The sequence below is a fragment of the Hoyosella altamirensis genome (assembly GCF_014191505.1).
GTDB classification, from domain to species: Bacteria; Actinomycetota; Actinomycetes; order Mycobacteriales; family Mycobacteriaceae; genus Hoyosella; species Hoyosella altamirensis.
On record NZ_JACHWS010000002.1, the window covers coordinates 1,023,651 to 1,047,421 of the forward strand.

25 protein-coding genes are annotated in these 23,771 nt (G+C 62.1%); 12 read left to right on the top strand and 13 right to left on the bottom strand.

Going from position 1 to position 23,771, the window contains the following annotated elements; translation table 11 throughout:
* Window positions 1-165: 165 nt before the first annotated feature.
* From FHU29_RS13610 to FHU29_RS13620, 3 genes are read left to right on the top strand one after another with little or no spacing between them, the layout of a single operon-like run.
* Window positions 166-648: a MarR family winged helix-turn-helix transcriptional regulator gene (locus FHU29_RS13610; RefSeq protein ID WP_183377561.1), complete on the top strand. Its 483-nt coding sequence runs from the start codon at window positions 166-168 to the stop codon at window positions 646-648.
* Window positions 635-1,885, top strand: coding sequence for an MFS transporter (locus FHU29_RS13615; protein ID WP_064438595.1), 1,251 nt, complete (start codon window positions 635-637; stop codon window positions 1,883-1,885). The genes FHU29_RS13610 and FHU29_RS13615 overlap by 14 nt, the downstream gene beginning before the upstream one ends.
* Window positions 1,886-1,907: 22 nt before the next feature.
* Window positions 1,908-3,065, top strand: coding sequence for an adenylate/guanylate cyclase domain-containing protein (locus tag FHU29_RS13620; protein ID WP_064438707.1), 1,158 nt, complete (start codon window positions 1,908-1,910; stop codon window positions 3,063-3,065).
* Window positions 3,066-3,083: 18 nt separating this feature from the next.
* Here FHU29_RS13620 and FHU29_RS13625 read toward each other — a convergent pair whose 3' ends face one another.
* Window positions 3,084-3,959 (bottom strand): SDR family oxidoreductase, encoded by an 876-nt coding sequence (locus tag FHU29_RS13625; protein ID WP_083962086.1) that lies wholly within the window; start codon window positions 3,957-3,959, stop codon window positions 3,084-3,086.
* 257 nt (window positions 3,960-4,216) lie between these two features.
* Between FHU29_RS13625 and FHU29_RS13630 the strand changes: the two genes are divergently transcribed.
* Window positions 4,217-5,368, top strand: a complete 1,152-nt coding sequence (locus FHU29_RS13630) for a hypothetical protein (RefSeq protein ID WP_083962093.1) — start codon at window positions 4,217-4,219, stop codon at window positions 5,366-5,368.
* A 44-nt stretch (window positions 5,369-5,412) separates the two neighbouring features.
* On the opposite strand, the gene ptsP is transcribed toward FHU29_RS13630, so the two are convergent.
* The 4 genes from ptsP to FHU29_RS13650 are packed head-to-tail and all read right to left on the bottom strand — an operon-like array spanning window position 5,413 to window position 10,279.
* Entirely contained in the window at window positions 5,413-7,872 is a 2,460-nt protein-coding gene (gene ptsP / locus FHU29_RS13635; protein ID WP_232322843.1) for a phosphoenolpyruvate--protein phosphotransferase, read from the bottom strand.
* Complete coding sequence (gene dhaL / locus FHU29_RS13640) at window positions 7,872-8,501, bottom strand: dihydroxyacetone kinase subunit DhaL (protein ID WP_183377562.1); 630 nt, start codon at window positions 8,499-8,501, stop codon at window positions 7,872-7,874. Before dhaL ends, ptsP begins: the two co-directional genes overlap by 1 nt.
* 2 nt (window positions 8,502-8,503) lie before the next feature.
* On the bottom strand, window positions 8,504-9,505 hold the full coding sequence (dhaK, locus tag FHU29_RS13645; RefSeq protein WP_064438594.1) for a dihydroxyacetone kinase subunit DhaK: 1,002 nt from the start codon (window positions 9,503-9,505) through the stop codon (window positions 8,504-8,506).
* Between the two features lie 12 nt (window positions 9,506-9,517).
* Window positions 9,518-10,279: an MIP/aquaporin family protein gene (locus tag FHU29_RS13650; RefSeq protein ID WP_064438593.1), complete on the bottom strand. Its 762-nt coding sequence runs from the start codon at window positions 10,277-10,279 to the stop codon at window positions 9,518-9,520.
* 141 nt (window positions 10,280-10,420) lie between these two features.
* Between FHU29_RS13650 and FHU29_RS13655 the strand changes: the two genes are divergently transcribed.
* Complete coding sequence (locus FHU29_RS13655; RefSeq protein ID WP_064438592.1) at window positions 10,421-11,182, top strand: IclR family transcriptional regulator; 762 nt, start codon at window positions 10,421-10,423, stop codon at window positions 11,180-11,182.
* Between the two features lie 60 nt (window positions 11,183-11,242).
* Here FHU29_RS13655 and FHU29_RS13660 read toward each other — a convergent pair whose 3' ends face one another.
* The 5 genes from FHU29_RS13660 to mftR form a co-directional block, all read right to left on the bottom strand.
* Window positions 11,243-11,356, bottom strand: coding sequence for a MetS family NSS transporter small subunit (locus FHU29_RS13660; protein WP_157094873.1), 114 nt, complete (start codon window positions 11,354-11,356; stop codon window positions 11,243-11,245).
* Window positions 11,353-12,900 (bottom strand): sodium-dependent transporter, encoded by a 1,548-nt coding sequence (locus FHU29_RS13665; RefSeq protein ID WP_074390688.1) that lies wholly within the window; start codon window positions 12,898-12,900, stop codon window positions 11,353-11,355. The genes FHU29_RS13660 and FHU29_RS13665 overlap by 4 nt, the downstream gene beginning before the upstream one ends.
* A 313-nt stretch (window positions 12,901-13,213) precedes the next feature.
* Window positions 13,214-13,651: an Lrp/AsnC family transcriptional regulator gene (locus FHU29_RS13670; protein ID WP_064438590.1), complete on the bottom strand. Its 438-nt coding sequence runs from the start codon at window positions 13,649-13,651 to the stop codon at window positions 13,214-13,216.
* 6 nt (window positions 13,652-13,657) lie between these two features.
* Window positions 13,658-15,280 carry an AMP-binding protein gene (locus FHU29_RS13675; protein ID WP_064438702.1) on the bottom strand — a complete coding sequence of 541 codons (1,623 nt, stop codon included), beginning with the start codon at window positions 15,278-15,280 and terminating at the stop codon, window positions 13,658-13,660.
* Window positions 15,281-15,393: 113 nt separating this feature from the next.
* Window positions 15,394-16,014: a mycofactocin system transcriptional regulator gene (mftR, locus tag FHU29_RS13680; protein ID WP_064438589.1), complete on the bottom strand. Its 621-nt coding sequence runs from the start codon at window positions 16,012-16,014 to the stop codon at window positions 15,394-15,396.
* 150 nt (window positions 16,015-16,164) lie between these two features.
* Between mftR and mftA the strand changes: the two genes are divergently transcribed.
* The 7 genes from mftA to mftF are packed head-to-tail and all read left to right on the top strand — an operon-like array spanning window position 16,165 to window position 21,971.
* Entirely contained in the window at window positions 16,165-16,272 is a 108-nt protein-coding gene (mftA, locus tag FHU29_RS13685; RefSeq protein ID WP_064438588.1) for a mycofactocin precursor MftA, read from the top strand.
* Window position 16,273: 1 nt separating this feature from the next.
* Window positions 16,274-16,576 (top strand): mycofactocin biosynthesis chaperone MftB, encoded by a 303-nt coding sequence (gene mftB / locus FHU29_RS13690; protein ID WP_064438587.1) that lies wholly within the window; start codon window positions 16,274-16,276, stop codon window positions 16,574-16,576.
* On the top strand, window positions 16,573-17,808 hold the full coding sequence (gene mftC, locus FHU29_RS13695) for a mycofactocin radical SAM maturase (RefSeq protein ID WP_064438586.1): 1,236 nt from the start codon (window positions 16,573-16,575) through the stop codon (window positions 17,806-17,808). The genes mftB and mftC overlap by 4 nt, the downstream gene beginning before the upstream one ends.
* A complete protein-coding gene (gene mftD / locus FHU29_RS13700) occupies window positions 17,808-19,004 on the top strand; it encodes a pre-mycofactocin synthase MftD (RefSeq protein ID WP_064438585.1) in 1,197 nt (398 codons plus the stop codon). Before mftC ends, mftD begins: the two co-directional genes overlap by 1 nt.
* Window positions 19,005-19,012: 8 nt before the next feature.
* On the top strand, window positions 19,013-19,729 hold the full coding sequence (gene mftE / locus FHU29_RS13705; RefSeq protein WP_064438584.1) for a mycofactocin biosynthesis peptidyl-dipeptidase MftE: 717 nt from the start codon (window positions 19,013-19,015) through the stop codon (window positions 19,727-19,729).
* A complete protein-coding gene (locus FHU29_RS13710) occupies window positions 19,726-20,532 on the top strand; it encodes a mycofactocin-coupled SDR family oxidoreductase (RefSeq protein WP_064438583.1) in 807 nt (268 codons plus the stop codon). The genes mftE and FHU29_RS13710 overlap by 4 nt, the downstream gene beginning before the upstream one ends.
* On the top strand, window positions 20,529-21,971 hold the full coding sequence (gene mftF, locus FHU29_RS13715; protein WP_064438582.1) for a mycofactocin biosynthesis glycosyltransferase MftF: 1,443 nt from the start codon (window positions 20,529-20,531) through the stop codon (window positions 21,969-21,971). Before FHU29_RS13710 ends, mftF begins: the two co-directional genes overlap by 4 nt.
* Here the strand turns inward: mftF and FHU29_RS13720 are convergent.
* The 3 genes from FHU29_RS13720 to FHU29_RS13730 form a co-directional block, all read right to left on the bottom strand.
* On the bottom strand, window positions 21,934-22,575 hold the full coding sequence (locus FHU29_RS13720) for a putative glycolipid-binding domain-containing protein (protein WP_232322841.1): 642 nt from the start codon (window positions 22,573-22,575) through the stop codon (window positions 21,934-21,936). The genes mftF and FHU29_RS13720 overlap by 38 nt on opposite strands.
* Window positions 22,560-23,021 (bottom strand): DoxX family protein, encoded by a 462-nt coding sequence (locus FHU29_RS13725; RefSeq protein ID WP_064438581.1) that lies wholly within the window; start codon window positions 23,019-23,021, stop codon window positions 22,560-22,562. Before FHU29_RS13725 ends, FHU29_RS13720 begins: the two co-directional genes overlap by 16 nt.
* Before the next feature lie 61 nt (window positions 23,022-23,082).
* Window positions 23,083-23,685: an SACE_7040 family transcriptional regulator gene (locus FHU29_RS13730; protein ID WP_064438580.1), complete on the bottom strand. Its 603-nt coding sequence runs from the start codon at window positions 23,683-23,685 to the stop codon at window positions 23,083-23,085.
* Between the last annotated feature and the right edge of the window lie 86 nt (window positions 23,686-23,771).

The window sequence follows — 23,771 nt, forward strand, 5'->3', positions numbered from 1 at the left end:
TCAGCTGGGTCACAAAACGCAGGCCCAAAAAATGAGCCAGGCCGAAACCTCCGAGTAGGGAACGATTCAGAGCGATTCCGATGTGGCAGGAGTCACGCCGTTCCCGGGCGCTGAGCTGCTTCCACGTCTTCTCCCGGATTATATGCATGTGCTATGCATATAAATATGGCCACGACAACAGTCGACTTGACGTTCCTCGACGAGCAGGTGCTCCGCCTCTTCCGCGCGTTGCGCAGGCCTGGTTTTCGCAGCCGCGTGCTCGAAGGCGTCCCGGAGATCCCCGGGGTTGGGGACCTGCGCGTTCTGCGCTCAGTTGAACGTCACGAAGCGCGAGGTGAAAGTCCGTCCATTGGAGTCGTGGCGGCCGAACTAGAAGTCGAGCAGTCCACAGCAAGCCGCGCGGTGAACGCCGTGATAGCACGGGGACTTCTGACCAAGGCTTCATGCCCGGACGATCAGCGGCGCTCACGGCTGCACCTGACAGCCGAAGGTGTCACAGCTCTGAACAAGGCCACCGAGAATCGTGCCACGCTCCTGGCGGAGATCACCGCCGCATGGACTGTCGACGAGCGCCGGACGCTCAGCACGCTGCTTAGCCGATTGCTCGACGGCTACGACGAGATAGAGGCGGCGTATGGCGCACGCTGAAATCGCTGCGCCGCCAAGGTCCGTGGCTCGCCTTCTCGTCGACCGGAACTTTGGCCTATTCACGTGGGGCCGGTTCTTCTCCACCGCTGCTGTGTGGGTACATGGTGTGGTCGCGGCGATCGCCATCTATAGCGCCACCGGCTCGGCACTCGCGGTTGGCCTCGTCACCGCTGTGCAGTTCGGGCCGCAACTGTTCACCCCGCTGAGCGGGAAGTGGGCGGACCACGGTGATGTGAAGCGTCAAATTCTCCTTGGCCGTGTGGTGTGCGCGACGGGCGCAGGCGGAGCGGCTCTCTTCTACGCCATTGGCACACCGGTCGGCTGGACCGCGGCGTGGGGCATCCTCTTCTGTTCCCTTGTCGTGGGGATCGGGTTCGTGATTGGCGGCCCTGCCATGCAGGCTGCGACACCAGCACTTGTAACAAGGGAAGAACTGCCGGCCGCGATGACGCTGAATACCGCTCCGATGACGGCCGCAAGGCTCGCAGGCCCGGCGCTGGGAGCATTCATCGTCACGGTTTCCGGATCTGTAGCTGGATTCGCGTGTGCCGCCCTCGGCCATCTTCTTTGTATCGCTGCGGTCATGCTCGTAAAGATTCCGCGAAAAGCGGCTCCGAGCGAAGACGTCGACTACAGCGTGCGAGCTGGGCTCCGCCACGTGTGGACAGACCGTCCGTTGCTCTTTCTCCTCATCGCAATCGCTGCCGTGGGATTCGCATCGGAACCTACGATCACGCTCGCCCCCGCACTCGCTGCAGAACTCGGCGGCGGACCCGAACTCGTCGGTGCGCTCACCATGTCGTTCGGAGTCGGAGCGCTCGCCGGTGTCGGCCTTCTTGCGATTTTCGCGCGGCGGATAGTCACGGAGGTCTTTGTCGCGACGGGGCTCGCCGTAATGGTGTGTGGCGCGGTCCTTGCGGCAGCAACCGCGGCCACTCCAATTGTTCTTGCTGGATTTGGCGTGATCGGAACTGGATTCAGCCTCGCAGTTACGGCGATAGGAACTGGTATACAGCTGCGGATTCCTGTCGAACTGCGCGGGCGCATTATGGCTCTGTGGCTCGTGGCTTTCACCGGACCCAGGCCAGTGGGATCGCTGCTCACCGGCCTGATCGCTGATTTGACGACCGCGCAGTTCGCGCTGGCGACGATGGCCGTTGCGCCCGCGCTGGCACTCGTGCTGTGCCGACCGAGTTCTCTTCGCCGGACCGCGGCGAATGAAGTACCCGCGCCGTAGTGACCTACTAACATCAACAAATGTGCCTGATGGTGACTATCGGCAAGGCGATCACACCGGCGAAGACTTCTTCGCTGGTGCCGGTCTGCTCGATGGGCTGGACGGCAAAGCCCGTGCGCTGCGCGTGATGGCTCTCGATGCGCTGATCTGCGAAGGCGTCAGCGTCGATGAACTCAAGTCAGCTACGGCTGACGGACGATTACCCATGCTGATCCTCGAGCATGCGCTCGAACCACCAGGGACACTGACGCTCGCCGACCTTGCCGCGAAATCGTCTGTCGACGAGGTACTGCTGCGATCCTGGTTCAGGGCACTCGGGCGCGGCGTCCCCGGTGACGATGCGCCCGTCTACAACACAGACGACGTCGTGGTCGCGCAGCAATTGGCTGATTACCTTGCGCTTGGATTCGAATTCGAGCAGCTCCACGCGCTCGCTCGTGTCTGGGGACGGAACCTTGCCAGCTTCATTGACGGGTTAGCTGAACTCGTCGCGGACGGTTTGTCGCGTGCAGAAGGGGACCCCGACGTCATCCTTCGCTATGCGCTCGAAGTGCGTCGATTCGCTGAGGTGGAGGCGCAGATACTTGGGCATATTCTGGGTACGACATTGGCGCAGCGAATCCGCTCGGAGGCGGTGAGTACGGCCAACAAGCAGAACATGCGTATCGGCGGAACGCAGGACGTCGCGATCTGTTTCGCGGATCTTGTGGGGTTCACAAAGCTCGGCGGACAACTACCGGCCGAGGTGCTCGGTGGAGTTGCTGACGAGTTGTCCGCGCTCGCGACGGAGTTGGTTGATCCTCCCGTGCGCGTCTTCAAGACCATCGGGGACGCGGTGATGTTGATGTCGCCCGATGTGGATGCGATTGTGGCTGTCGCCATCAGGCTCGTTGATCAGGCACAGACGCGAGGCTTGCCGCCGCTGCGTGCGTCGGTGACGTTCGGCAAGGCGGTTCCGAGGTCAGGTGACTGGTATGGGCACCCCATCAATTTGGCGAGCCGAGCCCTGTCTGTCGCGACTGCCGGACAGGTCGCGGTCACCAAGGACGTTGTTGCGCGCCTCGATCCCGAAGGTTTCACGATCGAGCCGCTAGGTGCGTTTCCCTTCAAGGGTGTTGATGGTGATACGGAATTGTTCTCCGTGTGGGTGGGATCGGACGACGCAGTCGCGCCACGGTGAGCGCCCACGCTCGCGCCGCTAGATGCCTGCGCGTCGAATCATGGCGTCAGCGAGAGTTGGGGCGAAGAGGCTGATGTGCCGGAGCATCGCAGCGTAACGGGGATGAATCTCGACCGGGCGCGTCAGGGTCGCGGTGAGGATCCAGCTCGCTGCCTGCCGCGGAGTCAGCGCGGGCATGGACTCGTACTGCTTGGTGGGTGCGATCATCGGTGTCCGGATCAGCGGGAACTGGACTGTCGTCACGTGGACCCCAGAACCTCTGGATTCGGCCGCAATGCTGCGACCGAACGCGGTGATCGCTGCCTTCGACGCGTGATACGCCGTGAACATCGGCATTGAGCCAGCATGTACACCCCACGTCGCGACGTTGATGATGTGGCCTTCACCAGCCTTCAGCATTGACGGGAGCAGCGCGAGCGTTAGCCGGGCCGCGCCGAAGTAGTTGAGCGCCATGGTGCGCTCGTAATCGTGAAAGCGTGACACAGAATCTTCTGCGCTCCGGCGGATTGACCGGCCCGCGTTGTTGACCAGCACGTCGACCGTGCCGAACCGTGCGATCACGTCATCGACGAGGGTTGTGACGGCGGCTTCATCCGTAACGTCGCATGAGAAGGTCTCGCACGAGCCGCCTCTGCGCCGGATCGTTTCTGCGACCGACTTCAGCCGGTCAGTGTTTCGCGCGACGAGAAGCACGTTCGCGCTGTGGTCTGCAAGCAATTCTGCTGTGGCAGCCCCGACGCCCGAGGACGCGCCGGTGATCAGTACGTTTTTCCCCAGCAGCGGGGAAGACCTCCCCGGAAGCATGGTGGCGGCCAGACCGCGCAGCGTTACGGGTGGGCTGAGAAGAAATGTTGCTGTGGCCTTCTTGAGCGCCGAGGGCATTCCGAGATCCATCTGTGTATGTCAACACAAACGGCCGCGAAAAGCGCGTTTGCGATGACATGCGCAGCTGGATTCGTCCGGTGCAGGGCGCCGTGCAACCCTCTGCAACGCTTACTGCCCAATCCGGTGAACGTGTACCACTAGGTGTGGTCCACGAGACCCAGATCACACTCAGGCGTCACACCGGCAGGACCGGGCGACCACAGGGAGCGCTCGTCCTGGCCACTTCTGACGTCCTGTATCTCTCACTTCGCGATCGAGGTATTCGTATGTCCCAAGTGTCAGTATCCGCCGACGTCACCACCGCACCGTCCGCACCGAGACGGTCGATCCCGTGGTACGCCTTCGGCGCTGCGAACCTGGTGATCGTTACCGCGCTGTCTCTTCTGTTCTGGTATCTCCTCGTCGACCCGGCTTGGAGCGGCCTGGGCCTCTACCCGCAGCCTTTTCTGGCACTGCTTTTCTGGACTGTCCTCGCTGTCGTATGGATTGGGTTCAATCTGGAGTTCGTTGGCTTTGACCGGCTGCGTCAGCCTGCCCGCGGTCTAGCCGTAATGGCGGTATCCCTCGCTATCGGTGTGGGCATTACGTACCTGCTTGCATACGGCTGGGGGAGAATTGATCCCAGTTTCGCAGCCGATCGCGCCGACGGTGCGGGCTACCTGACGGGCGCATTGTTCGTGCTGTTCGGGTTCTTCTTCTTCGTCACCGGTGTCGTGAACTGGCAGCATTGGCCGTTCTCACAGGCTGCATCCTCGCAGCCCTGGACAGGCCTGGGGCAGATCGGCTTACTGATGGTGCCGACACTGCTGGTGTATGCCGTCCTCGGCCTGCCTGGCCTGGCAGTGTGGGCTGACCCTGCGACGGCATGGTTCAGCACCGACACGCTGATCGGCTGGTTTTACTCAGTCATCGTGTCGGTCGTGCTGACAGGGTTGATCACGGACAACTGGCCGTGGCGGCTCGCAGGTTCTCCGGGCCGGGTGGCCGCCGCGTCGATCGCGGGAAACCTCGTCCTGGGTACGGCGTTCTACTACCTGTTTCTGAGCGTCGGGAAGGTGATCATAGGTAGCGATGCGGTGGCGGCCATAGGCCCGGGCATCACTGCCTTCGCGGCGCAGGTCGGAGTCTGCTGGGTCTTCTGGATGATCTTCTGGGCGAACGCATGTGGCAATCGCCCGGACGGATTGAGTCCTGCGGTGAATTATGCGGTCCGAATCGGGGTGACATTCGCTCTCGGCGTGGGGACTTTCCTCGCCTATTACTTCCTGTTCGCCGGGACGCTTCTGCACGAATCCGTTGTGGCGGGAGCCTTGCACGGTAACGCCCTGGGCTGGATGAACTGGATGGTGCTCTGGACGCTGTACTACGTGGTGTGCCTCGAGTCGTACGGCCTGCCCCGGCCCTTCCCCTCCCCGTGAAATCCATCTGCACAGGTCAACTAAACGCCGCCCAAACCGGGCGTTTAGTTGACACCCGCTGATGGATTTGGACGGGGGACGAGAGAGCGCACGTCCTCCGCCCGGGCCAGTCGCAGTGCCTGCTGTGCGAGTTCACGGCACTCTTTCACGCTGAGGCCACGCACAGCTTGCTTTACGGCGGGGATCGAATAAGGAGCGACGCTCAGTTCGTCGACCCCGAGACCGAGCAGTAGCGGCGCAGCTACCGGGTCGCTGGCGATTTCACCGCAGACCGCGACACGCGCCTGACCGTGCGCGGCCGCGCACACCTCTGCAATGAGGCGCAGTACGCCAGGGTCGAGCGGGTCCGAAAGGGCGCCCAGGCGCTCGTTGCCGCGCTCGGCGGCGAGCGCGTACTGCGTCAGGTCGTTCGTGCCGATGCTGAAGAAATCGACATGGGGCGCAAACGATCCGGCTTTCAGTGCGGCAGAAGGCACCTCGATCATCATTCCGATCTCGGTGTCGCCGCGCATCGGCTCCGCTGACGCTTCCTCCAGCAAGTGTTTCGCTGCGGCGAGTTCGTCGACGGTGCTCACCATCGGGAACATGACGCTAACGGGATACTGCGCGGCCACGCGACGCAATGCCGTCAGTTGCGGAGCGAAAAGCTCCGGCTGGGCGAGCGCTAATCGGAGGCCCCGCACGCCGAGGAATGGGTTCTCTTCGTGTGGCTGTGAGACGTAAGGCAGGGGTTTGTCCCCCCCGATATCGAGGGTCCGGAAGGTTGCTCTACGGCCATCGAGCGCCGCAGCTATGCGCTGGTACGTCTCGAACTGTTCGGCTTCCGTTGGCGCCGTGTCCCGGCCGAGGAAAAGGAACTCGGTACGGATGAGACCCGCGAGGTCAGCCCCGTTCACCACGGCAGCTTCAGCGTCGGCGAGGCTGCCCAGATTTGCGGCGACGTGCACGGTGACACCGTCTTGGGTGACGGCGGGGTCCACGGCACGAGCGAGCGCTTCTGTGAACTGTTGCTGCTCCTTGTCTGCACGATCGCGAAGGTCGGCCAACAGTGAGTCGTCTGGGTCGACGTGCAACACACCGGTGTCGCCGTCTACGGCCACCATGGTGCGCGGCACTACCGCAAGCACATCTGGACCCGCGCCGACGACTGCGGGAATACCGAGTGAACGCGCAAGAATAGCGGCGTGCGACGTCGGGCTGCCGTGCGCGAGCACAATGGCGTTCACGACGGTTCGGTCGAGCAGCGCCGCCTGCGCCGGTGTCAGGTCGGCGGCAATCAGGACACCTTCCTGTGGTGTGAAATCACCGGAAATGCCGAGTAATGCACTAAGGACCTGGTTGCGTACGGCCCGCACGTCGGCGGCGCGAGCTCGCAGGTACTCGTCGTCGAGCCGCTCGAAATCCGCTGCAGCACCGTCGAGGACGTCGGCCCAGGCGCGGGGAGCTGACGCGCCAGAGTCGATCTGTGCGTGTACGGCGGCGAGGAGTTCGGTGTCGTCCAGGAGCATCAAATGTGCGTCGAAAACAGCTGCCTCGGTTTCACCGACTTGGCGTGCTGTGGTGGCGCGCGTGTGGGAGATGCTGTGCCGTGTATCAGCGGTCGCGCTGCGGATCCGCCGCCACTCCGCTGCCGGATCAGCAGCGGTCGCATTGATGCCGGAGACGTCGATTTCGTCGGAGGAGGCGAACCAGGCAGGTCCGATGCCGATGCCTGGCGATGCTGCTCGTGGTCCTAGCTGAGATGCCTGCCGCGTGATGGTGGGGGCCTTCTCTGCCGGCGCGGTCTCATCGAAGTGGCGTGCGGCCAGCGAAAGCACGTGATCGATCGTTTCTTTGGCCTGTCTGCCGGTGGCGGAGATTTCTAGCTTGTGTCCGGCGAGTGCACCGAGTGTCGCCAGGCGGGTGAGGCTCGACGCGGGTACGGGCGCTGACCCAGTTGTGACGTTGCGCAGATGAACCTTCGCGTCACGTCCGCGTACTTCAGCCGCTAGCCGGGCAGCGGGCCGGGCGTGCAGCCCGTGCGCGTTCTCTACGACGAATGTCGCTGTCAGCCCATCGTTCGTCTCCACTTCAGCGACCGGTGCGGGCTCTGCGGACCCGAGGTGCGCTTGTTTGCCGGCGAGGCCGCCGATCGCCTCTGCCTCGACCTCGGCGAGTGAGGCGCCCCCAGCGGCGGCAACGGTCGCGGCGACGAGGCCTTCGACGATCGGTGCGGAGCACAAGCGCACATTCGCGGCGATGTCAGGGTCAAGCAGGTCGAGCGCGAGTTCGGCGGACAGCACCGCGGAACCAAGGTCCATCAGGACGAGTACACCCTTATCACCAGCGACTTTCTCGATCGCGGCTTGCACTTCGATCGCATCAGTTCCGAGTGTGCGTTCATCGAGGCCCGCTGCCACCGCGATGCGTAAGCTGCGTCCGTGCGCCATTTCGGACGCGAGGGCGACGGCAGCATCGGCGAGTTGACGGCTGTGAGATACGACGACAAGTCCCACCATCGCCATCACCCGAAAGCTCTTGCTGCGGCGGTGATCAATAGTGCTGCGCTGGTCGCGCCAGGGTCTTGATGCCCAACGCTGCGCTCTCCGAGGTAGGACGCGCGTCCTTTGCGTGCGAGCATCGGGATTGTGGCGTCGCGGCCAGCGTTGGCAGCGGTTACGGCTGCGGCGAGTGCGTCGCTGAGCGATGCGCCGTCGTCAAGGGCGTCGTCGACCGCTTCGACTGCTGGAGCCAGCGCATCGAACATGGTTTTGTCTCCGGGCTCAGGTTTGCCCCGCGCGACAACGCCTTCCAGCCCCGCGTGCAGGAGCTTCGCGAAATCGTGGGAGCTGAGTTCCGTGACGGCGCCCGCGGACGCCGCTGCTCGAATGAAGAACGTGCCGTACAGCGGACCGCTTGCGCCGCCTACTTTGCTGACGAGCGCCATTCCTGCGGTTTTTAGTAGTGCGGCAGCGTCGTCGGCCGGGTTGGCGTCGATGGCGGCGAGGACGGCCGCGGTACCGCGTTGCATGTTTGTGCCATGGTCAGCGTCGCCGATCGCCGAGTCCAACTGGGTGAGTTCCTCGGTGTGTTCGTTGATGAGTTCCGCGTAGATGCGCACCCACGAGCTGAGTTGGGTAACAGTAATCGTCATTTTCAGACCCCCCAGCGCAGTGCTGGCGTGTTCACTGGTGCATCCCACAGCGTCATGATGTCGTCGTTCGCTTTGAGGAGCGTGACAGAGCATCCGGCCATTTCGAGGGACGTCATGTAGGAACCCGTCAGAGACCGCGCGATTTCTATGCCATGACCTTTCAGGATGCGAGCGACTTCACCGAACATGAGGTACAGCTCCAGCAGCGGGGTGCCACCCATACCGTTGATGAACGCGATGACGTTGTCGCCCGCTTTGTATGGAAGATCGGAAAGGATTGGCTCCATCAGCATTTCGGCGATTTCACTCGCAGGTGCAAGTTTCACAGTTGCCCGGCCTGGCTCGCCGTGAATCCCGACACCAACTTCCATTTCGTCTTCGGCGAGAGTAAACGTTGGTTTGCCTGCCGCTGGGACGGTGCACGGGGTCAAGGCGATGCCCATGCTGCGGCCGTTGTCATTGACGAGCTGGGCGACGTCAGCGACCTCTTTCAACGGGCGGCCTTGTTCTGCTGCGGCCCCGGCCAGTTTCTCCACGAGAACGGTCACGCCGACCCCTCGCCGTCCAGCGGTGTAGAGGCTGTCCTTGACAGCAACGTCGTCGTTGGTGACGACTTGGATGACCTCGGTGCCGGTCTCTGCGGCTGCTAGTTCAGCGGCCATTTCGAAGTTCATGACGTCACCGGTGTAGTTCTTCACGATGTGCAGTACGCCCGCACCGGAGTCGACTGACTTTGTTGCTTCGAGCATCTGGTCCGGGACTGGTGACGTGAAGACCTCGCCAGCACAAGCGGCATCGAGCATTCCCAGTCCGACGAATCCGCTGTGCATCGGCTCATGCCCGGAGCCGCCGCCGGAGATCAGGCCGACTTTTCCTGTCACGGGAGCGTCTGCGCGGTAGACGATTCGGTTCTCGAGGTCGATGCGGAGCTCGGGATGTGCGGCGCCCATTCCGGCGAGTGCTTCGGTGACGACACCGGCGGGCTCGTTGATGAGTTTCTTCATGAGGTTTCCTTGCTATGCAGGTGCTGTAACAGTCGTGGTGGCCATGGGCTGGGGAACTCTTCGCGCGGTCGTCAGCGCCAGATAGACCAGCGCTGCGGCGGCTCCAGCTGAAAGTTCGGCAGCGAGGTACACCGGTGCCTGACTCCACGCTACGTCGCCGCCGTAAAGCTGGTGGATAATCATGGGTCCGAGTGTGCGGGCGGGGTTGATGGATGCACCCGTGGCTGGTGCGAGGGGAATGATTACGGCGAAAACGACAAGGCCGATGGCAATTCCGGCGAAGCCGGGCGTCGCTGCACGATGAATCACAAGCAGGACTGTCAGGACGAGGATAAATGTCCCTATGAACTCCCCGGTAAATGCTTGTCCAGCGTTGACTCCTTCGCCGTAGGAGGCGACGCCTAGCCCCACGTCGTTTGCTTGCTGGCCGAGGACGCCGACGATCGCGAGCGCGCCGAGTGTCGCACCGACTACCTGGGCGGCGAGGTATTCGGGGACGCGACGCCATGGGAATTGCCGGGTGACGGCTAGCGCGAGCGTGACCGCGGGGTTGATGTGGTTGCCCGAGATATGGCCGAACGCGTAGACGGTCGCGACGACGATTGTGCCGAATGCGAGCGAGATGATGCCCAGGTCAGCCATGGTGAACGGGCTGTCGCCGTTGATGATGAGCGTTGCAGGTACGGCGCCGACGCCGATGAATACGAGAAAACCCGTGCCCAGCGCTTCGGCTGCGAGTTTCTGTGGGGTGCTTGGAGGAATGTGATCGTCCATTGGTGTCTCCGATGCCAGCCATTAAGAGCTTCTGCCGAATGACATTCGACATTATCGAATGATGTACGTCACACTACGCTGCCGGTTAGGCTGTTCGCAATAGCTTTCGAAATTCGTTGTGAGCGAGAACCGAGGACTCACGTGATTCAGTCGGTCGACCGCGCGATCCGCATCCTGACGGCGCTTCAGGGAGCTCGTCGGATGAGCCTTTCAGAACTGTCTGCGCATCTAGAGCTGCGTCCGCCCACCGTGCACGGCATCGTGCGCACTCTCGTCTCCCATGGACTTGTCGTGCAGGATCGGCCCACGGGGCGGTACCAGCTGGGGCCTGCGACGCTGCGGCTCGGCAACGTTTATCTCGACACCCTCGACCTGCGGTCACGGGCCATCACGTGGGCAGAGGAACTGGGCCGACGGACCGGATTCGCCGTGCGGGTAGGTGTGCTGCTGCCGGGAGAAGCACTGGGCGACGTCGTGATCATCTACCATCAGCCGCGGCCAGACGGCGGACGCTATATGCCTGAGGTCGGCATTGTGATTCCAGCGCATGCGAGTGCCCTCGGCAAAGCTCTGCTCGCGTTCATGCCGGCCGTCGAGAGCCAGGGGCAGGCTCTACGGGGGATGACGGGGGAGACGATAACCAGCCGCGGGGAATTGCAGGACGTGCTCGCGCAGGTGCGGCGGACAGGGATCGCGGAGGAGTGCGATGAAGCGGTGCTCGGTGAATCGGGGCTGGCCGGTGCCGTGTTTGACTCGCACCAGTTGGTCGGTGCAATCGGAGTCGTGGTGCCCACGACGGAATGGCCGGTTGGCGACTCAGTCGTGGAGGCGGTGCGGTCTGCAGCGCGGACAATTTCGCGCGAATTGGGTGCGACCCAATGGCCGCACCCAGGTAATGAGTGACGCCGCGAGCGAGTGCTGATCGGGCTCCCCCTATCGTCGCACATGCTCGCGGCGCCGAACTTACTCGTTATCGGCCTCGTCGGGGTGGAGCTGAAGGTGGCGGAGCGCCGCCGCCAGGCCACCGAGAGTGATACCGAATGACACGATCATCATGATGACTGCGGATATGTTCATGGTCGTACCCCAATCTGAGAAGGTGCCGTCGGCAGGAACCCGGTTTGCTGTGCGCGGCACGGCAGTGTCGCGGCGATGATGGCAAGGATGACAAGCGCAGCTTGCAGGGCCCAGCCGAACGTTCCCACAAACCCTCCAGGCAGACCGCTGTAGCCGTCACGGAGCAGCGTGTTCAACTCCGTAACCAGCATCGTGCCGATTACGGCGGGCGTAAGCACACTCACGCAGATGATCCAGGGTGTGCCGAGCTTGAACGTAGAGACTGAGTTCAGATGAGCCTGAAGTTCGGGGAGCCGCCGCAGTAGCCAGCTCAGCGTGACGACTGACACCAGTGCAACACCCACGATCCCGAGGTTGTTGGTGAACTTGTCGACCACGTCGAGAACATTCACCCCCGTCGTCGTCGGAAAGAACGCCAGCGAGACGAGCGCCATCGGTGTGCCTACCGCGACTACAGCGGCGACCCGAGAGATTCCAAGCTTTTCCTGTACGGCAGCGACGACTACTTGCACGAGGCTGATCAGAGACGTGTAGCCCGCGAACACGAGGCATCCGAAGAAGAGGACGCCGAAGAATGCGCCGCCGGGCATCGCGGAGATGATCTGCGGGAACGCGATGAACGCCAGTCCGATTCCGCCTGAAACCACCTCGTCGACCGGAACGGACGCCAATGTGGCCATGTAACCAAGGGCGGCGAATACACCGACACCAGCGAGAATTTCGAAGCCGCTGTTCGCGAACCCCACGACGAGGCCCGATCCAGTGAGATTGGTTTTCCGCTTGAGGTACGACGAGTACGTGACCATAATGCCGAACGCGACGGAGACCGAGAAGAAGATGTGGCCGTATGCGGCAATCCACACCGTCGGTTCACGGAGAACTGCCCAGTCTGGAGTGAAGAAGGCATTGAGCCCCGCGATCGAACCCGGCAAAAACAACGCGCGGCCTACCAGCGCGATGAACGTGACAATGAGTAGCGGAACGAAAACCCTGTTCGCTCGTCCGATTCCCCGCTGGATTCCCAGACCGAGTGCGATCAAGACGGCCAGCCAGATGAGGATCAGGGGGAGTGCCACGCCAGGCACCAGGGAAGTGCCAACCTCTGCGCCTTCTTGCTGCCGAAGGAAATCTGTGAAGAGGAAACCTTCAGGGTCGTCTCCCCATGCCTTGGTGATCGAGAAGAAGGTGTATCGCACTGCCCACGCGACGATTACTGCGTAGTAGGCCGCGATGACGAAGCAGATGCCGACTTGCCACCAGCCAATGAATTCAGCGCGTTTATGGAGGCGCCGGAAGGCGAGGGGTGCTGAAGCGCGGAACTTGTGCCCGATCGCGTAGTCAAGAAATAGCAGCGGAATCCCAGCGGTGAGCAGCGCAAAAAGGTACGGGATAATGAATGCGCCTGCGCCGTTTTCATAAGCGACGTAAGGGAACCGCCAGATATTTCCCAGACCGACGGCCGAGCCGATCGCCGCCAGAATGAAGACTGAGCGGCAGCTCCATGCCTCACGGTCTGGTTGTTCCGCTGTTCGTGTTTGCTGCATGCCTGTTGGTGGCACGACCACTCCTTGTGCGGCCCGCTGCGAACAACCGCATGTAACGCGGATGCGGGCCTGCTTGATTGTCGGTTGGACTCTCCATTTCGCCCATTAGGCTGGTGGCCCTCTGAGCGCAACTCAGTAGCTCCGCAACGCGCGTGGTGAGCGTCGAGAGCGCCGGACTAACCGGATGCTCAATACGAGCATCAAAGTGCTCTACATCACAACCGGTCGGGTAGATCTGCCGGCCAAAACGCAAAAAAAGGCGGAAATTCAGAATTATCCGAAGAAATGTTGCGCTGGTGCTCGGGTGGAGTTTTCAGCCTTCACGGCGGTACGCGTCTAAGACGATCATCGACTTGGTGCCGGTCGCGCGGCCCCGGCGCAGCCGTTCGATCACATTCTGGAGATGGCGATTGTCCCGTGCCCGCAGTTTGACGAGAACGTCAGGATCGCCCGCGATCGTATAGGCGGCAGCCACTTCCGGGATTTCTGACATCGCGCGCAGCATGTCTTCAGGGGGTGTAGTGCCGACATAGCGAACCTCGGTGAATGCCTCTACTGCCCACCCGAGTTTGGTTTGATCGACGAGGGCAGTGAAGCCTGTGATGACACCTGCGGCACACAAACGGTCGATTCGCCGTTTGGTTGCGGCCACTGAGAGTCCGACTCGTCCTGCAAGTTCTGAGTACGTAGCACGGCCGTCCGCCTGAAGCAGTCGCAGTAGATTTTGGTCAATCGAGTCGATCGCCTCCATCGCCAGTTACCCTGCGATCAGTTTCTTCGCCATTTCCCGCATCTCGACCTTGCGGATTTTTCCAGTGATCGTCATCGGGAACTCATCGACGATGTGGACGTAGCGCGGAATTTTGTAGTGCGCGAGTTTGCCGGTACAGAACTCACGCAGGGCCTCGGCTGTGAGTGGCTCAGCGTCTTCCCGTAACTGCACCCACGCCATAAGCTCCTCACCGTATTTCTCGTCCGGGACGCCAATCACCTGGGCATCGAGAATGTCGGGGTGCGTGTAGAGGAACTCTTCGATTTCACGCGGATACACGTTCTCGCCGCCGCGAATGACCATGTCTTTGATGCGTCCAGTGATGCTGACGTACCCCTCGTCATCCATCACTGCGATGTCGCCGGTGTGCATCCAGCGTGCCGAGTCGATTGCTTCGGCAGTTTTGTCGGGCTGATCCCAGTATCCGAGCATCACGGAGTAGCCGCGCGTGCAGAACTCTCCCGGCGTGCCCCGGGGCACTGTCTGGCCGGTGGCGGGATCAACAATCTTGATCTCGAGATGCGGGCCGACCTGACCCACCGTTGAGACGCGGTGCTCGATCGAGTCATCCTTGCGGGTCTGTGTGGAAACCGGTGATGTCTCGGTCATGCCGTAACAGATGGATACTTCCGCCATGCCCATCCGCTCGATTACCTGCTTCATGATTTCGACGGGGCACGGTGACCCAGCCATGACGCCGGTGCGCAGATTCGAGAAGTCGTAGCCATCGAAGTCAGGTTCGTTCAGTTCAGCGATGAACATCGTCGGTACGCCGTAGAGCGATGTGCAGCGTTCTTCGGACACGGCTTGCAACGTCGCTTGGGGCTCGAACGACGGTGCAGGGATCACCATCGTTGAACCATGACTGACACATGCGAGGTTGCCCATCACCATGCCGAAACAATGATAGAAGGGCACCGGAATGCACACGCGGTCTTCTTCTGTGTAGCTAAGCAGTTCCCCGACAAAGAAACCGTTGTTGAGAATGTTGTGATGGCTGAGGGTAGCGCCCTTCGGGAATCCCGTAGTGCCAGACGTGTACTGAATGTTGATGGGATCGTCAGCGCTGAGCTTCGCTTGGGCTTTCTTCACTATGTCCGTATCCGCACGGAGAGTGTCGGCGCCGGACGTGTAAAGGCTGTGCCACTCGGATGAGCCAAGGAAGATCGCGTGTTCGAGCCGGGAGGTTTTCGGGCGAACCTCGGCGACCATTGCCTGGTAATCGGAGGTTTTGAAGGCCGGTGCCGCGACAAGTACTTTGACGCCGGCCTGGTTCAGCACGTATTCGAGTTCTTGCGTTCGGTACGCCGGGTTGATGTTGACCAGGATCGCACCAATCTTGGCTGTAGCAAGCTGGGTAAACACCCACTCCGCGCAGTTGGGAGCCCAAATGCCGACGCGGTCTTCCTTCCCGACGCCCAGCGCAATCAGGCCAGCCGCGACTGTGGTCACCTCTTCTGCGAGCGCGGCGTACGTCCATCGTCGGCCGCTCGGCCGGTCGACGAGCGCCTCGCGATCGCCGAAGGCTGCCACCGTCTTGTCGAACGTATCGCCGATTGTGTCGCCGATCAAAGGTGTATCGGAAATGCCAGATGTGTAGCTGATCATCACCGCTCCGGGGTAGTCGTCGTCGTGGATGCTTCCAGTGTGATCCACGTAACTCAGTGAATCAAGGTTAACTGGAATTTTTGTGAAGCACAACGCCGGGATGTTTGTGACGTTCAGCCTGAGGAGAGGTTTGGGCCACTCGGGGCGGTCAGGTACTCCTGCAGTCCGGTCATCGCGCGGTCAAGAACGACGAGTAGGTCCTCGGACGGATTCTCAAGCCAGTGTTCGTACGCGGTGACGGCGAGAGCAAGGCTGACATGCCCAATTGTGCGCGGGAGGAGATCGCTCGCGGGAAGGCTCATCCGCACGGCGACGAAGTCGGCGATAACCGCTCGCCATTCCGCATATCGCAGCACCGAATGCGCTTGGAGTGCAGGAGTTTTAAGAATCAAAGCCATGCGCTGCCGATGCTGGGGTACCGCTTCGGGAGGGTAGGTGTTGAAGGCCAGCACGCCTTGGTGGACGGCAACATGAACGGGGAATGTGCTGGGCATCGTGCGCAGTGCTTCCCGGAAGGACACAAGGCTCGCGTCGAACTGTCCCCAGGGGATGTCGTTCTTGGAATCGAAGTACCGGAAGAACGTGCGTCTGCCAATGCCGGCGGCACGCGCAATATCGTCGACTGTGGTTGCCTCGAAACCCTTGCTCTCGAACAGTTCAAACGCGACGCGCTCGATCCATGCGTGACTCGTCACCGAGGGGCGGCCCTGGCGGCCCTGCTGCGGTCGAGTCACCAAAAGAAAACTACCAGCGCGATTTAGCGAAGTGCTAAACACGCCGGCCGGCAATCCCGGCATGGTTCGACTACCAACACTTGAATTATGACCCCGAGTGCCATTAATGTGTCTGTCATCACAAGCCCCTACGACTTTTAGGAGTAGTTCATGTCGACTGCACCCGAGAATTCAGTGACGGAAACCAGTTCCGACGTGCTCGCCAGCGATGATCTCGTCGAGGAAGTGTCCATCGACGGCATGTGCGGCGTGTACTGACATGTCCGCCTTCAGTGAGGAAGCGTTTCTGAGTGAGGGCTGGGCGTTATCCCCGTCGGTAGCGCTTCGTCCTGAACCCTTTGGTGCGCTCGCGTATCACTTCGGCAATCGGCGGCTGACGTTTCTCAAGCGCCCCGAACTCGTCGAACTAGTGCGCGGGCTCGCCGCGAGCGATTCGATCCGGGGCGCGCTGAGCGCCGCCGATGTCCCGGCCCAGCAATGGCCGGCGTACCTCAAAGCCCTGCGCGGACTTGCCGCCGCGGACATGATCCGCCCCCAGCTAGCCTCAGGAGCCACACCATGACGACCGTTGAACAGCGCCCGGCCGGCGGATCGCTCGTCGAGCAGTTCGAATACGGGCTCGACGCCCCCATCTGCCTGACCTGGGAATTGACGTATGCGTGCAACCTCGCTTGCGTGCACTGCCTTTCTTCGTCCGGCCGCCGTGACCCGCGCGAACTCACTACCGAGCAATGCGAAGCGGTGATCGACGAACTTCAGCGTATGCAGGTTTTCTACGTCAACATCGGCGGCGGCGAACCGACCGTTCGTTCCGATTTCTGGCACCTGCTCGAATACGCCGTCAGCCATAACGTCGGCGTGAAGTTCTCGACGAACGGCGTCCGGATCACGCCTGACAAGGCGCGCTTCCTCGCATCCACAGACTACGTGGACGTACAGATTTCCCTTGATGGCGCTACGGCGGACGTCAATGACCACGTCCGCGGCCCCGGCTCGTTCGATATGGCCATCCGGGCACTCCAGAACCTCAACGACGCGGGATTCAAGGACGCAAAGATTTCCGTCGTCGTGACCCGGCAGAACGTCGGACAGCTCGACGAGTTCAAGGCGATCGCCGACAGCTTTGGTGCGACACTGAGGCTCACACGACTACGCCCCTCCGGACGCGGCGCGGATGTGTGGGACGAACTGCACCCGACCGCAGTCCAGCAGCGGGAACTCTATGAGTGGCTGCTCAGAGCCGGTGACAACGTGCTGACCGGCGACTCGTTCTTCCACCTCGCAGGGTTCGGTGAGACTCTGCCTGGACTGAACCTATGCGGTGCGGGGCGTGTGGTGTGCCTCATTGACCCGATAGGTGACGTGTACGCGTGCCCATTCGCAATCCACGACCAGTTCCTAGCGGGCAATATCCTCGCTGACGGCGGGTTCGCCAGCGTCTGGCAGACATCTGAGTTGTTCCGCGACTTGCGGTCGCCGCAAACGTCCGGCGCGTGCACCTCATGCCATGCGTTCGACAAGTGCCGAGGCGGATGCATGGCCGCAAAGTTCTTCACCGGCCTTCCCCTTGACGGTCCCGACCCCGAATGTGTCCAGGGCCACGGAGAGACTGCGCTAGAGTCACGCGGCGCTATTCCTAAAGCGAGCCAGGACCACTCCCACAGCGCGCAGCCTCGCCCACCTAAGAGGAAATCGGAACCGGTGCTCCTCACACTGGGTAAACCTGTCCCTCCGGTCCGTGCGTGCGCGGAGAACCCGCTCGCCGGGTTCGATCCCCACTCGAAAGGTTCATGATGACGCGAAATTCCTGGTTCGAAAGCGTCGCGATCGCGCAGCGGCGGGCGAAAAAACGTCTCCCGAAATCCGTGTACAAGGCGCTCATCGCGGGGTCCGAAAAAGGAGTGAGTTACGTCGATAATCTGACCGCTTTCTCCGAACTCGGCTTCGCGCCACACGTCGCGGGCCTTTCTGCGAAGCGTGAAATGTCTACCACCGTAATGGGACAGGACATTTCGCTTCCAGTTCTCATCTCACCCACGGGTGTTCAAGCCGTGCACCCCGAAGGTGAAGTTGCCGTCGCGCGTGCCGCTGCTGCCCGCGGCACCGCGATGGGGCTGTCGTCCTTCGCCTCGCGCACACTTGAAGACGTGGTCGAGGCGAACCCGCAGACGTTCTTTCAGATGTACTGGATGGGCGACCGCGACTACACGGCGCGGCGTATGGAGCGCGCAAAGAGTGGGGGCGCGAAGGGCATCATCGTCACGCTCGACTGGTCATTCTCGATGGGCCGAGACTGGGGCAGCCCGACTATCCCTGAGATGATGAACCTCAAGGCGATGCTCAGGCTCGCCCCAGAAGTCATCACGCGCCCGAGCTGGCTGTTCGACTTCGCGAAGTCGGGCAGCATCCCAGATCTCACTGCACCGAACCTCGACGATCCCCAAAACGAGACGCCTGCGCCAACGTTCTTCGGCGCGTACGGACAGTGGATGCAGACACCGCCGCCCACTTGGGATGACATCGCGTGGATGCGTCAGCAGTGGGACGGCCCGTTCATGCTCAAAGGGATTTCGCGTGTCGACGACGCGTTGCGGGCAGCGGAAATCGGGGTCAGCGCGATCTCCGTTTCTAACCACGGCGGTAACAACCTCGATACGACCCCGGCGCCGATCCGGATGCTCCCCTCCATTGTGGACGCGGTCGGTGATGACGTTGAGGTGCTGCTGGACGGTGGCATCCGGCGCGGTAGCGACGTTGTCAAAGCTTTGGCGCTGGGCGCGCGTGCGGTGATGATCGGGCGCGCGTATCTTTGGGGTCTTGCTGCGAACGGTCAGGCTGGTGTCGAGAATGTACTGGACGTCATCAGGGGCGGAATGGATTCGGCGCTTCTCGGGCTCGGTCACTCGACTATTCACGACCTGAGTCCCGACGATGTTGTCATCCCGCCGGGCTTTACCCGTGAACTCGGAGTGCCCGCCCGTCATAAGTGAGGTGGAACGTGAACGACCTCAGCCGCACCCACTGGAACGACATTGCGGAGCAACCGATTGTGCTGCTCCCCCTTGGATCCGTGGAGCAGCACGGTCCGCACCTGCCGCTATACACGGATACAGCAATCGCAGTGGCTGTCGCCAACGGGGTGGCGGGAAGGATGTCTGGGAACTCATACGTCGCGCCGGCACTGTTCTATGGCTCCAGCGGTGAGCACCAGTCGTTTCCCGGCACGGTGTCAATTGGGCGGGATGCGCTCAAGGTGATGCTCGTCGAACTGGTCCGTTCACTCTCGCACTGGGCCAGTCGGATCGTGGTCATCAACGCGCACGGCGGCAACGTGCAGGCTCTCGCGGCTGCCGTGAAGCAGATGCGTTACGAGGGGCATAACGTTGCATGGGCGGCGTGCGCGACCGAGAACGTCGACGCGCACGCCGGATACACCGAGACGTCGCTCATGCTTCACCTTGATCCAGGAAGCGTTGACCTATCACGTGCGGAGGCGGGGAACACCGCACCGATCGGTGAATTGCTGTCCCAGATCATCGCTGGCGGGGTCGCAGCAGTCTCGCCGAATGGGGTGCTCGGCGACCCGGGCGGTGCTACCGCAGAGGAAGGCGCGCGCGTGCTCGAGTGCATGATCACGGAGATCGCGCAACGGGTTGATGCGGGGGAGCCAGACAGCAAGGGTTTCTTGACCCTCCCGGATCGGAGCTGGGTGTGAATGATGGCACGGTTGCACTTGTTACGGGCGCGGCGCGCGGAATGGGAGCAGCGACCGTCCATGCGCTCGCTGCTCAGGGATACCGTGTCCTTGCCGTGGATAGCTGTGCAGGCGATGGCCCGGCGCGTCCACACGAAGTCAAATACGCACTCGCGTCAGCAAGCGAACTCCTCGCTGTAGCGGAGAAATACGACGATGCACAAGTTCAGCCCCACATTGCGGACGTGCGAGACCGAAAGGCGATGGAACACGCGGCGGCGGCCGCGGTCACTGCGTTCGGGCAACTGGACGTCGCAGTAGCTGCAGCGGGTGTGATTGCTGGCGGACAGCCACTTTGGGAAACCTCCAACGCGGAACTCCACGGCATGTGGGAGACCAACCTTGTCGGCGTGTGGAACACGGCGGCCGCGTGCGTCCCGCACATGCTGACGGGACCAGACCCATCACGATGCCGGTTTGTTGCAGTCTCCTCCGCTGCGGGAACGCATGGCCTCTACCACCTTGCCGCCTACACTGCGTCTAAACATGCGGTGGTCGGGCTGGTAAAAGGGCTGGCGGCCGATCTGGCAGGCACGGGTGTCACAGCAGCGGCGGTCGCCCCCGGCGCTACCCAGACGGACATGCTCGAAGGTACTGCGCGGCTTTATGGCCTCACCACATCGGAAGACCTCGGCAAATCGGCATTGATCAGGCGCCTCCTCGCGCCCGAAGACCTCGCCGGAGTGATCGCCCTGTGCTGCTCCCGCGAGGGGGCAGCACTGAATGGTTCCGTGGTGAGTGCGGACGGCGGGTTCCGCCCGTGACCGCGACACCGTGTCCCGCGGATAGCGTGCGAGTCAAGCTCCATCGCGACGTTCGCGTCTATGGGGACACCAGCATCCTCATGGGCGGTGAGCCACTGCGTGTGCTGCGGCTCAAGCCCCAGGCAAGCCGCCTAATCAGCAACCGCGAACTGCGGGTCAACGATGCGCTGAGCCGGTCGCTCGCCGAACGGCTCGTCAGCTCTGGCCTCGCTTCAACTGTCACGGAAACACTTCCCGAAACCAGCCTCGCTGACGTTACCGTCGTCATTCCCGTAAAAGATCGCAGCGACGAACTCGATCGGGCATTGAGCGCGATCACCGGTGCCGTCGCCACGATCATCGTTGACGACGGATCGGAGGAGCCACAGAAAGTCGCTGCGGTGGCCGTGAAGCACGGCGCTCATCTGGTGGCTTTGCCGGTCAATCAGGGCCCGGCGGCTGCGCGCAATGCGGGGCTTCGTGAAGTGACAACGCCGTTTGTCGCCTTTGCTGATTCTGACGTCGCAGTGACCCCGGATGTGCTTGCGCTGTTGCTCCGCCATTTCGCCGATGACCGGATCGCGGTGGCAGCACCGCGCATTGTGGGCCGGGCGGGCACGAACTGGATCGCGCGATACGAGGCGGCGTGCTCCTCACTTGACCTCGGGCCCGAACCCGCGCTGGTCAAGCCGGGCTCGCGTATCGCGTGGCTTCCGAGCGCATGTTTTGCCGCGCGCGTGGCGGCGCTGGCTGACGGTTTCGATGAGCGGCTGCGCTGCGGCGAGGACGTCGACCTGATGTGGCGTTTAGCCGAGAAATGGCGGATCAGATATGACCCCTCGGTTCACGCGATGCATGAACATCGAGAAGAGTTGCGGCCCTGGCTTGCCCGCAAGAAGTTCTACGGTACGAGTGCCGCTCCTCTCGCGTCGAGGCACGGTGATGTCGTCGCCCCAGCTGTGCTGACACCGTGGATCGGCGCGGTCAGTGGACTGTTGCTCGTGCAGCGGAAATGGGCGGTCACCCTACTTGCTTTGCTGCTTGCCATCACTGGGTATCGCGCGAGCCAACTCGTGGAAGCACCCCCACAGACGCGGGCCGAAATCGGTGCGCGACTGGCGGTTCGGCTGCTCACTGGCAGCGCGACGCAAGCAAGTGCGCTCTTGGTGAGGCATTGGTGGCCAATCGCGCTGACGTCGGCACTCTTCTCGAGGCGCGCCCGGCGCGCGCTGCTGCTAGCGGTGTTGACGGACGGCCTCACAGAGTATCGCCACACCAAACCCCAACTCGACCCGGTGCGGTTTCTTGTCGCGCGAAGACTCGATGACCTTGCGTACGGATCTGGTGTGTGGGCCGGCGCGATTAGGCAGAAAGCGCCGCATGCGCTCCTTCCGAGAATGAGGGGGTTCACGAGTGCATTGCTCACCCAACGCGTCGCGCGATTTGGGGATAGTCGATGACCACCCCGTTGTTATCCACCGTCAGGCAGCTTTCGAACTCGCGCAAGTAGCTTGTGTAGCGGACGCGCTGTTCCCCCGTCGGCAACGGGGGAACAGCGGCATAGCGCTGGTGCGAAGCGATGACCTGCAGGCTTGGGACGTCGATCCACGCCATCGTCAGCAGGTGCTCCTGACTGTTGCCGCTCGAGCTAGGCGGGCTGTCGAGAAGTCCAAGCCGCCGGATGGGCATCGTGTTGGTGAAGGGGCACAGTGCGAGGTCGCAGTCCAGTGCATCTACGAGGTCGACGTCCTCGGCAAAACCCGGTTCGGGAAGGTCGGTGTCTCCGTATTGCGTGGTCTCGGCATCCCATGCGGCCCCGTTCCCGGCGCCATCTCGGACGAGGCGCAGCGAGCGGTTCCAGCCCACCGCCGCTACGCTCACGTGAATGGATCGGGTTATCCAGTGTGGTCCCGTTTCTAGTGACCAACTGAGGGCGTAGTCGCGTGTCCGGGAGACACCAGTCGCTGTAAGTGCCTCATCGAGGAAGGTGACCGCTGCAGCGTCGAGACGGTGTGGGTCGTCCTCGCCTCTCCAATGGACGTATTGGGTCACTGGCTCTCCCACCCCCTGCTCCTTCCCTGCGAAACCTGTGCGCCCTCAAGCTTTCGGTGGGGTTCATTTTCCCTGCTAGACAGGATGCGCCGCGCGGAGCCGCTTCGCAACAGCAGTCCCGCCCAGATGAAGATCGCGACATAGATCGGGAAGAGGGTGTGGCTCAACAGCGGGGATTCGACACGAAGGTGCGTCGCGATCGCACCTCCGAGATAGCCCGTCAGCAGGATCGCGCCGGCAAGCTCGGTGCGAGGCACAAGATACAGAACCAGGCAGACGAGAAGGATCCAGCCGACAGTCGGCATCTGTTCGATTGTCCAGCCGAGGTTGTTTGCCCCTTCGAATGCTGATTCGACGGTGAAGATTTTTATCACGCTGTCGAACAGCAGGAAAACGCTGATTAGTCCGGTGAGAATCCAGCCGGTGATGCGCTGCGTGCGAGTGGGGACGAGTGACATGGCTACTCCTTCGAGGTCGTGTTTTTGTACTGACCCTGGGGAGAGCGGGGTTTCATCGCGGCTAGGAAGCGAGTGCCGCTTTAGCCATGTTGCGCAGTAGCTCTCGCGTGCGTGCGGCCGGTGCCCGGGCACTGTGCGGGGTGGAGTTGATGAGCCCGAATACCGCGTGGGCCTTGGTGCGTGCGCTGACCGCGTCAAGATCTTGATTGAGTTCCATGAGGACCTGCACCCAGCGTTCCACGTAGCGCCGCTGCATCATTCGGACCTGATGCTGGGCCTCGCGCGGCAAGCTGTGCAGGTCGCGGTCCTGGACCCGGATGAGGTCGGACTGGTTAATCGCGAAGTCCAGGTGGAATTCGATCAGGCCCGCGAGGGCCGCTTGTGCATCGGACGCGTTGTCAGCAACCTCGGTTCCCCCGTAAAGGAGGTGATCGCTGACGCCCGTCAACAGTTCAACGAGGAGGGCTTCCTTGTTCGGAAAATGGCGGTAGATCGCCGGGCCGCTGATGCCGACCTCAGCACCGATGTCCTCGAGCCGCACTCCGTTGTAGCCGCGTTCAGCAATGAGTTTGGCGGCTGCGGAGAGAAGTTGCCTCCGGCGGTCCGCCTTCATTTGGCTGCGGCGGGTAGGCGCTGCTTCCTGCGCAGTGGCGCGCGCATCCATCCTGATCACCTCGCTCGCGAAACCCCTCGGCACCTTTTTGGTGAATAAAGATTAACCGATATTCGGCTGAGGTGGCAGCTTCGATG

Coding starts and splice junctions, on each gene's coding strand:
- FHU29_RS13610 (WP_183377561.1), top strand. CDS start 166: ATGGCCACGACAACAGTCGACTTGACGTTCCTCGACGAGCAGGTGCTC.
- FHU29_RS13615 (WP_064438595.1), top strand. CDS start 635: ATGGCGCACGCTGAAATCGCTGCGCCGCCAAGGTCCGTGGCTCGCCTT.
- FHU29_RS13625 (WP_083962086.1), bottom strand. CDS start 3,959: ATGGATCTCGGAATGCCCTCGGCGCTCAAGAAGGCCACAGCAACATTT.
- FHU29_RS13630 (WP_083962093.1), top strand. CDS start 4,217: ATGTCCCAAGTGTCAGTATCCGCCGACGTCACCACCGCACCGTCCGCA.
- ptsP (WP_232322843.1), bottom strand. CDS start 7,872: ATGGCGATGGTGGGACTTGTCGTCGTATCTCACAGCCGTCAACTCGCC.
- dhaL (WP_183377562.1), bottom strand. CDS start 8,501: ATGACGATTACTGTTACCCAACTCAGCTCGTGGGTGCGCATCTACGCG.
- dhaK (WP_064438594.1), bottom strand. CDS start 9,505: ATGAAGAAACTCATCAACGAGCCCGCCGGTGTCGTCACCGAAGCACTC.
- FHU29_RS13650 (WP_064438593.1), bottom strand. CDS start 10,279: ATGGACGATCACATTCCTCCAAGCACCCCACAGAAACTCGCAGCCGAA.
- FHU29_RS13660 (WP_157094873.1), bottom strand. CDS start 11,356: ATGAACATATCCGCAGTCATCATGATGATCGTGTCATTCGGTATCACT.
- FHU29_RS13665 (WP_074390688.1), bottom strand. CDS start 12,900: ATGCAGCAAACACGAACAGCGGAACAACCAGACCGTGAGGCATGGAGC.
- FHU29_RS13670 (WP_064438590.1), bottom strand. CDS start 13,651: ATGGAGGCGATCGACTCGATTGACCAAAATCTACTGCGACTGCTTCAG.
- FHU29_RS13675 (WP_064438702.1), bottom strand. CDS start 15,280: ATGATCAGCTACACATCTGGCATTTCCGATACACCTTTGATCGGCGAC.
- mftA (WP_064438588.1), top strand. CDS start 16,165: ATGTCGACTGCACCCGAGAATTCAGTGACGGAAACCAGTTCCGACGTG.
- mftB (WP_064438587.1), top strand. CDS start 16,274: ATGTCCGCCTTCAGTGAGGAAGCGTTTCTGAGTGAGGGCTGGGCGTTA.
- mftC (WP_064438586.1), top strand. CDS start 16,573: ATGACGACCGTTGAACAGCGCCCGGCCGGCGGATCGCTCGTCGAGCAG.
- mftD (WP_064438585.1), top strand. CDS start 17,808: ATGACGCGAAATTCCTGGTTCGAAAGCGTCGCGATCGCGCAGCGGCGG.
- FHU29_RS13725 (WP_064438581.1), bottom strand. CDS start 23,021: ATGTCACTCGTCCCCACTCGCACGCAGCGCATCACCGGCTGGATTCTC.
- FHU29_RS13730 (WP_064438580.1), bottom strand. CDS start 23,685: ATGGATGCGCGCGCCACTGCGCAGGAAGCAGCGCCTACCCGCCGCAGC.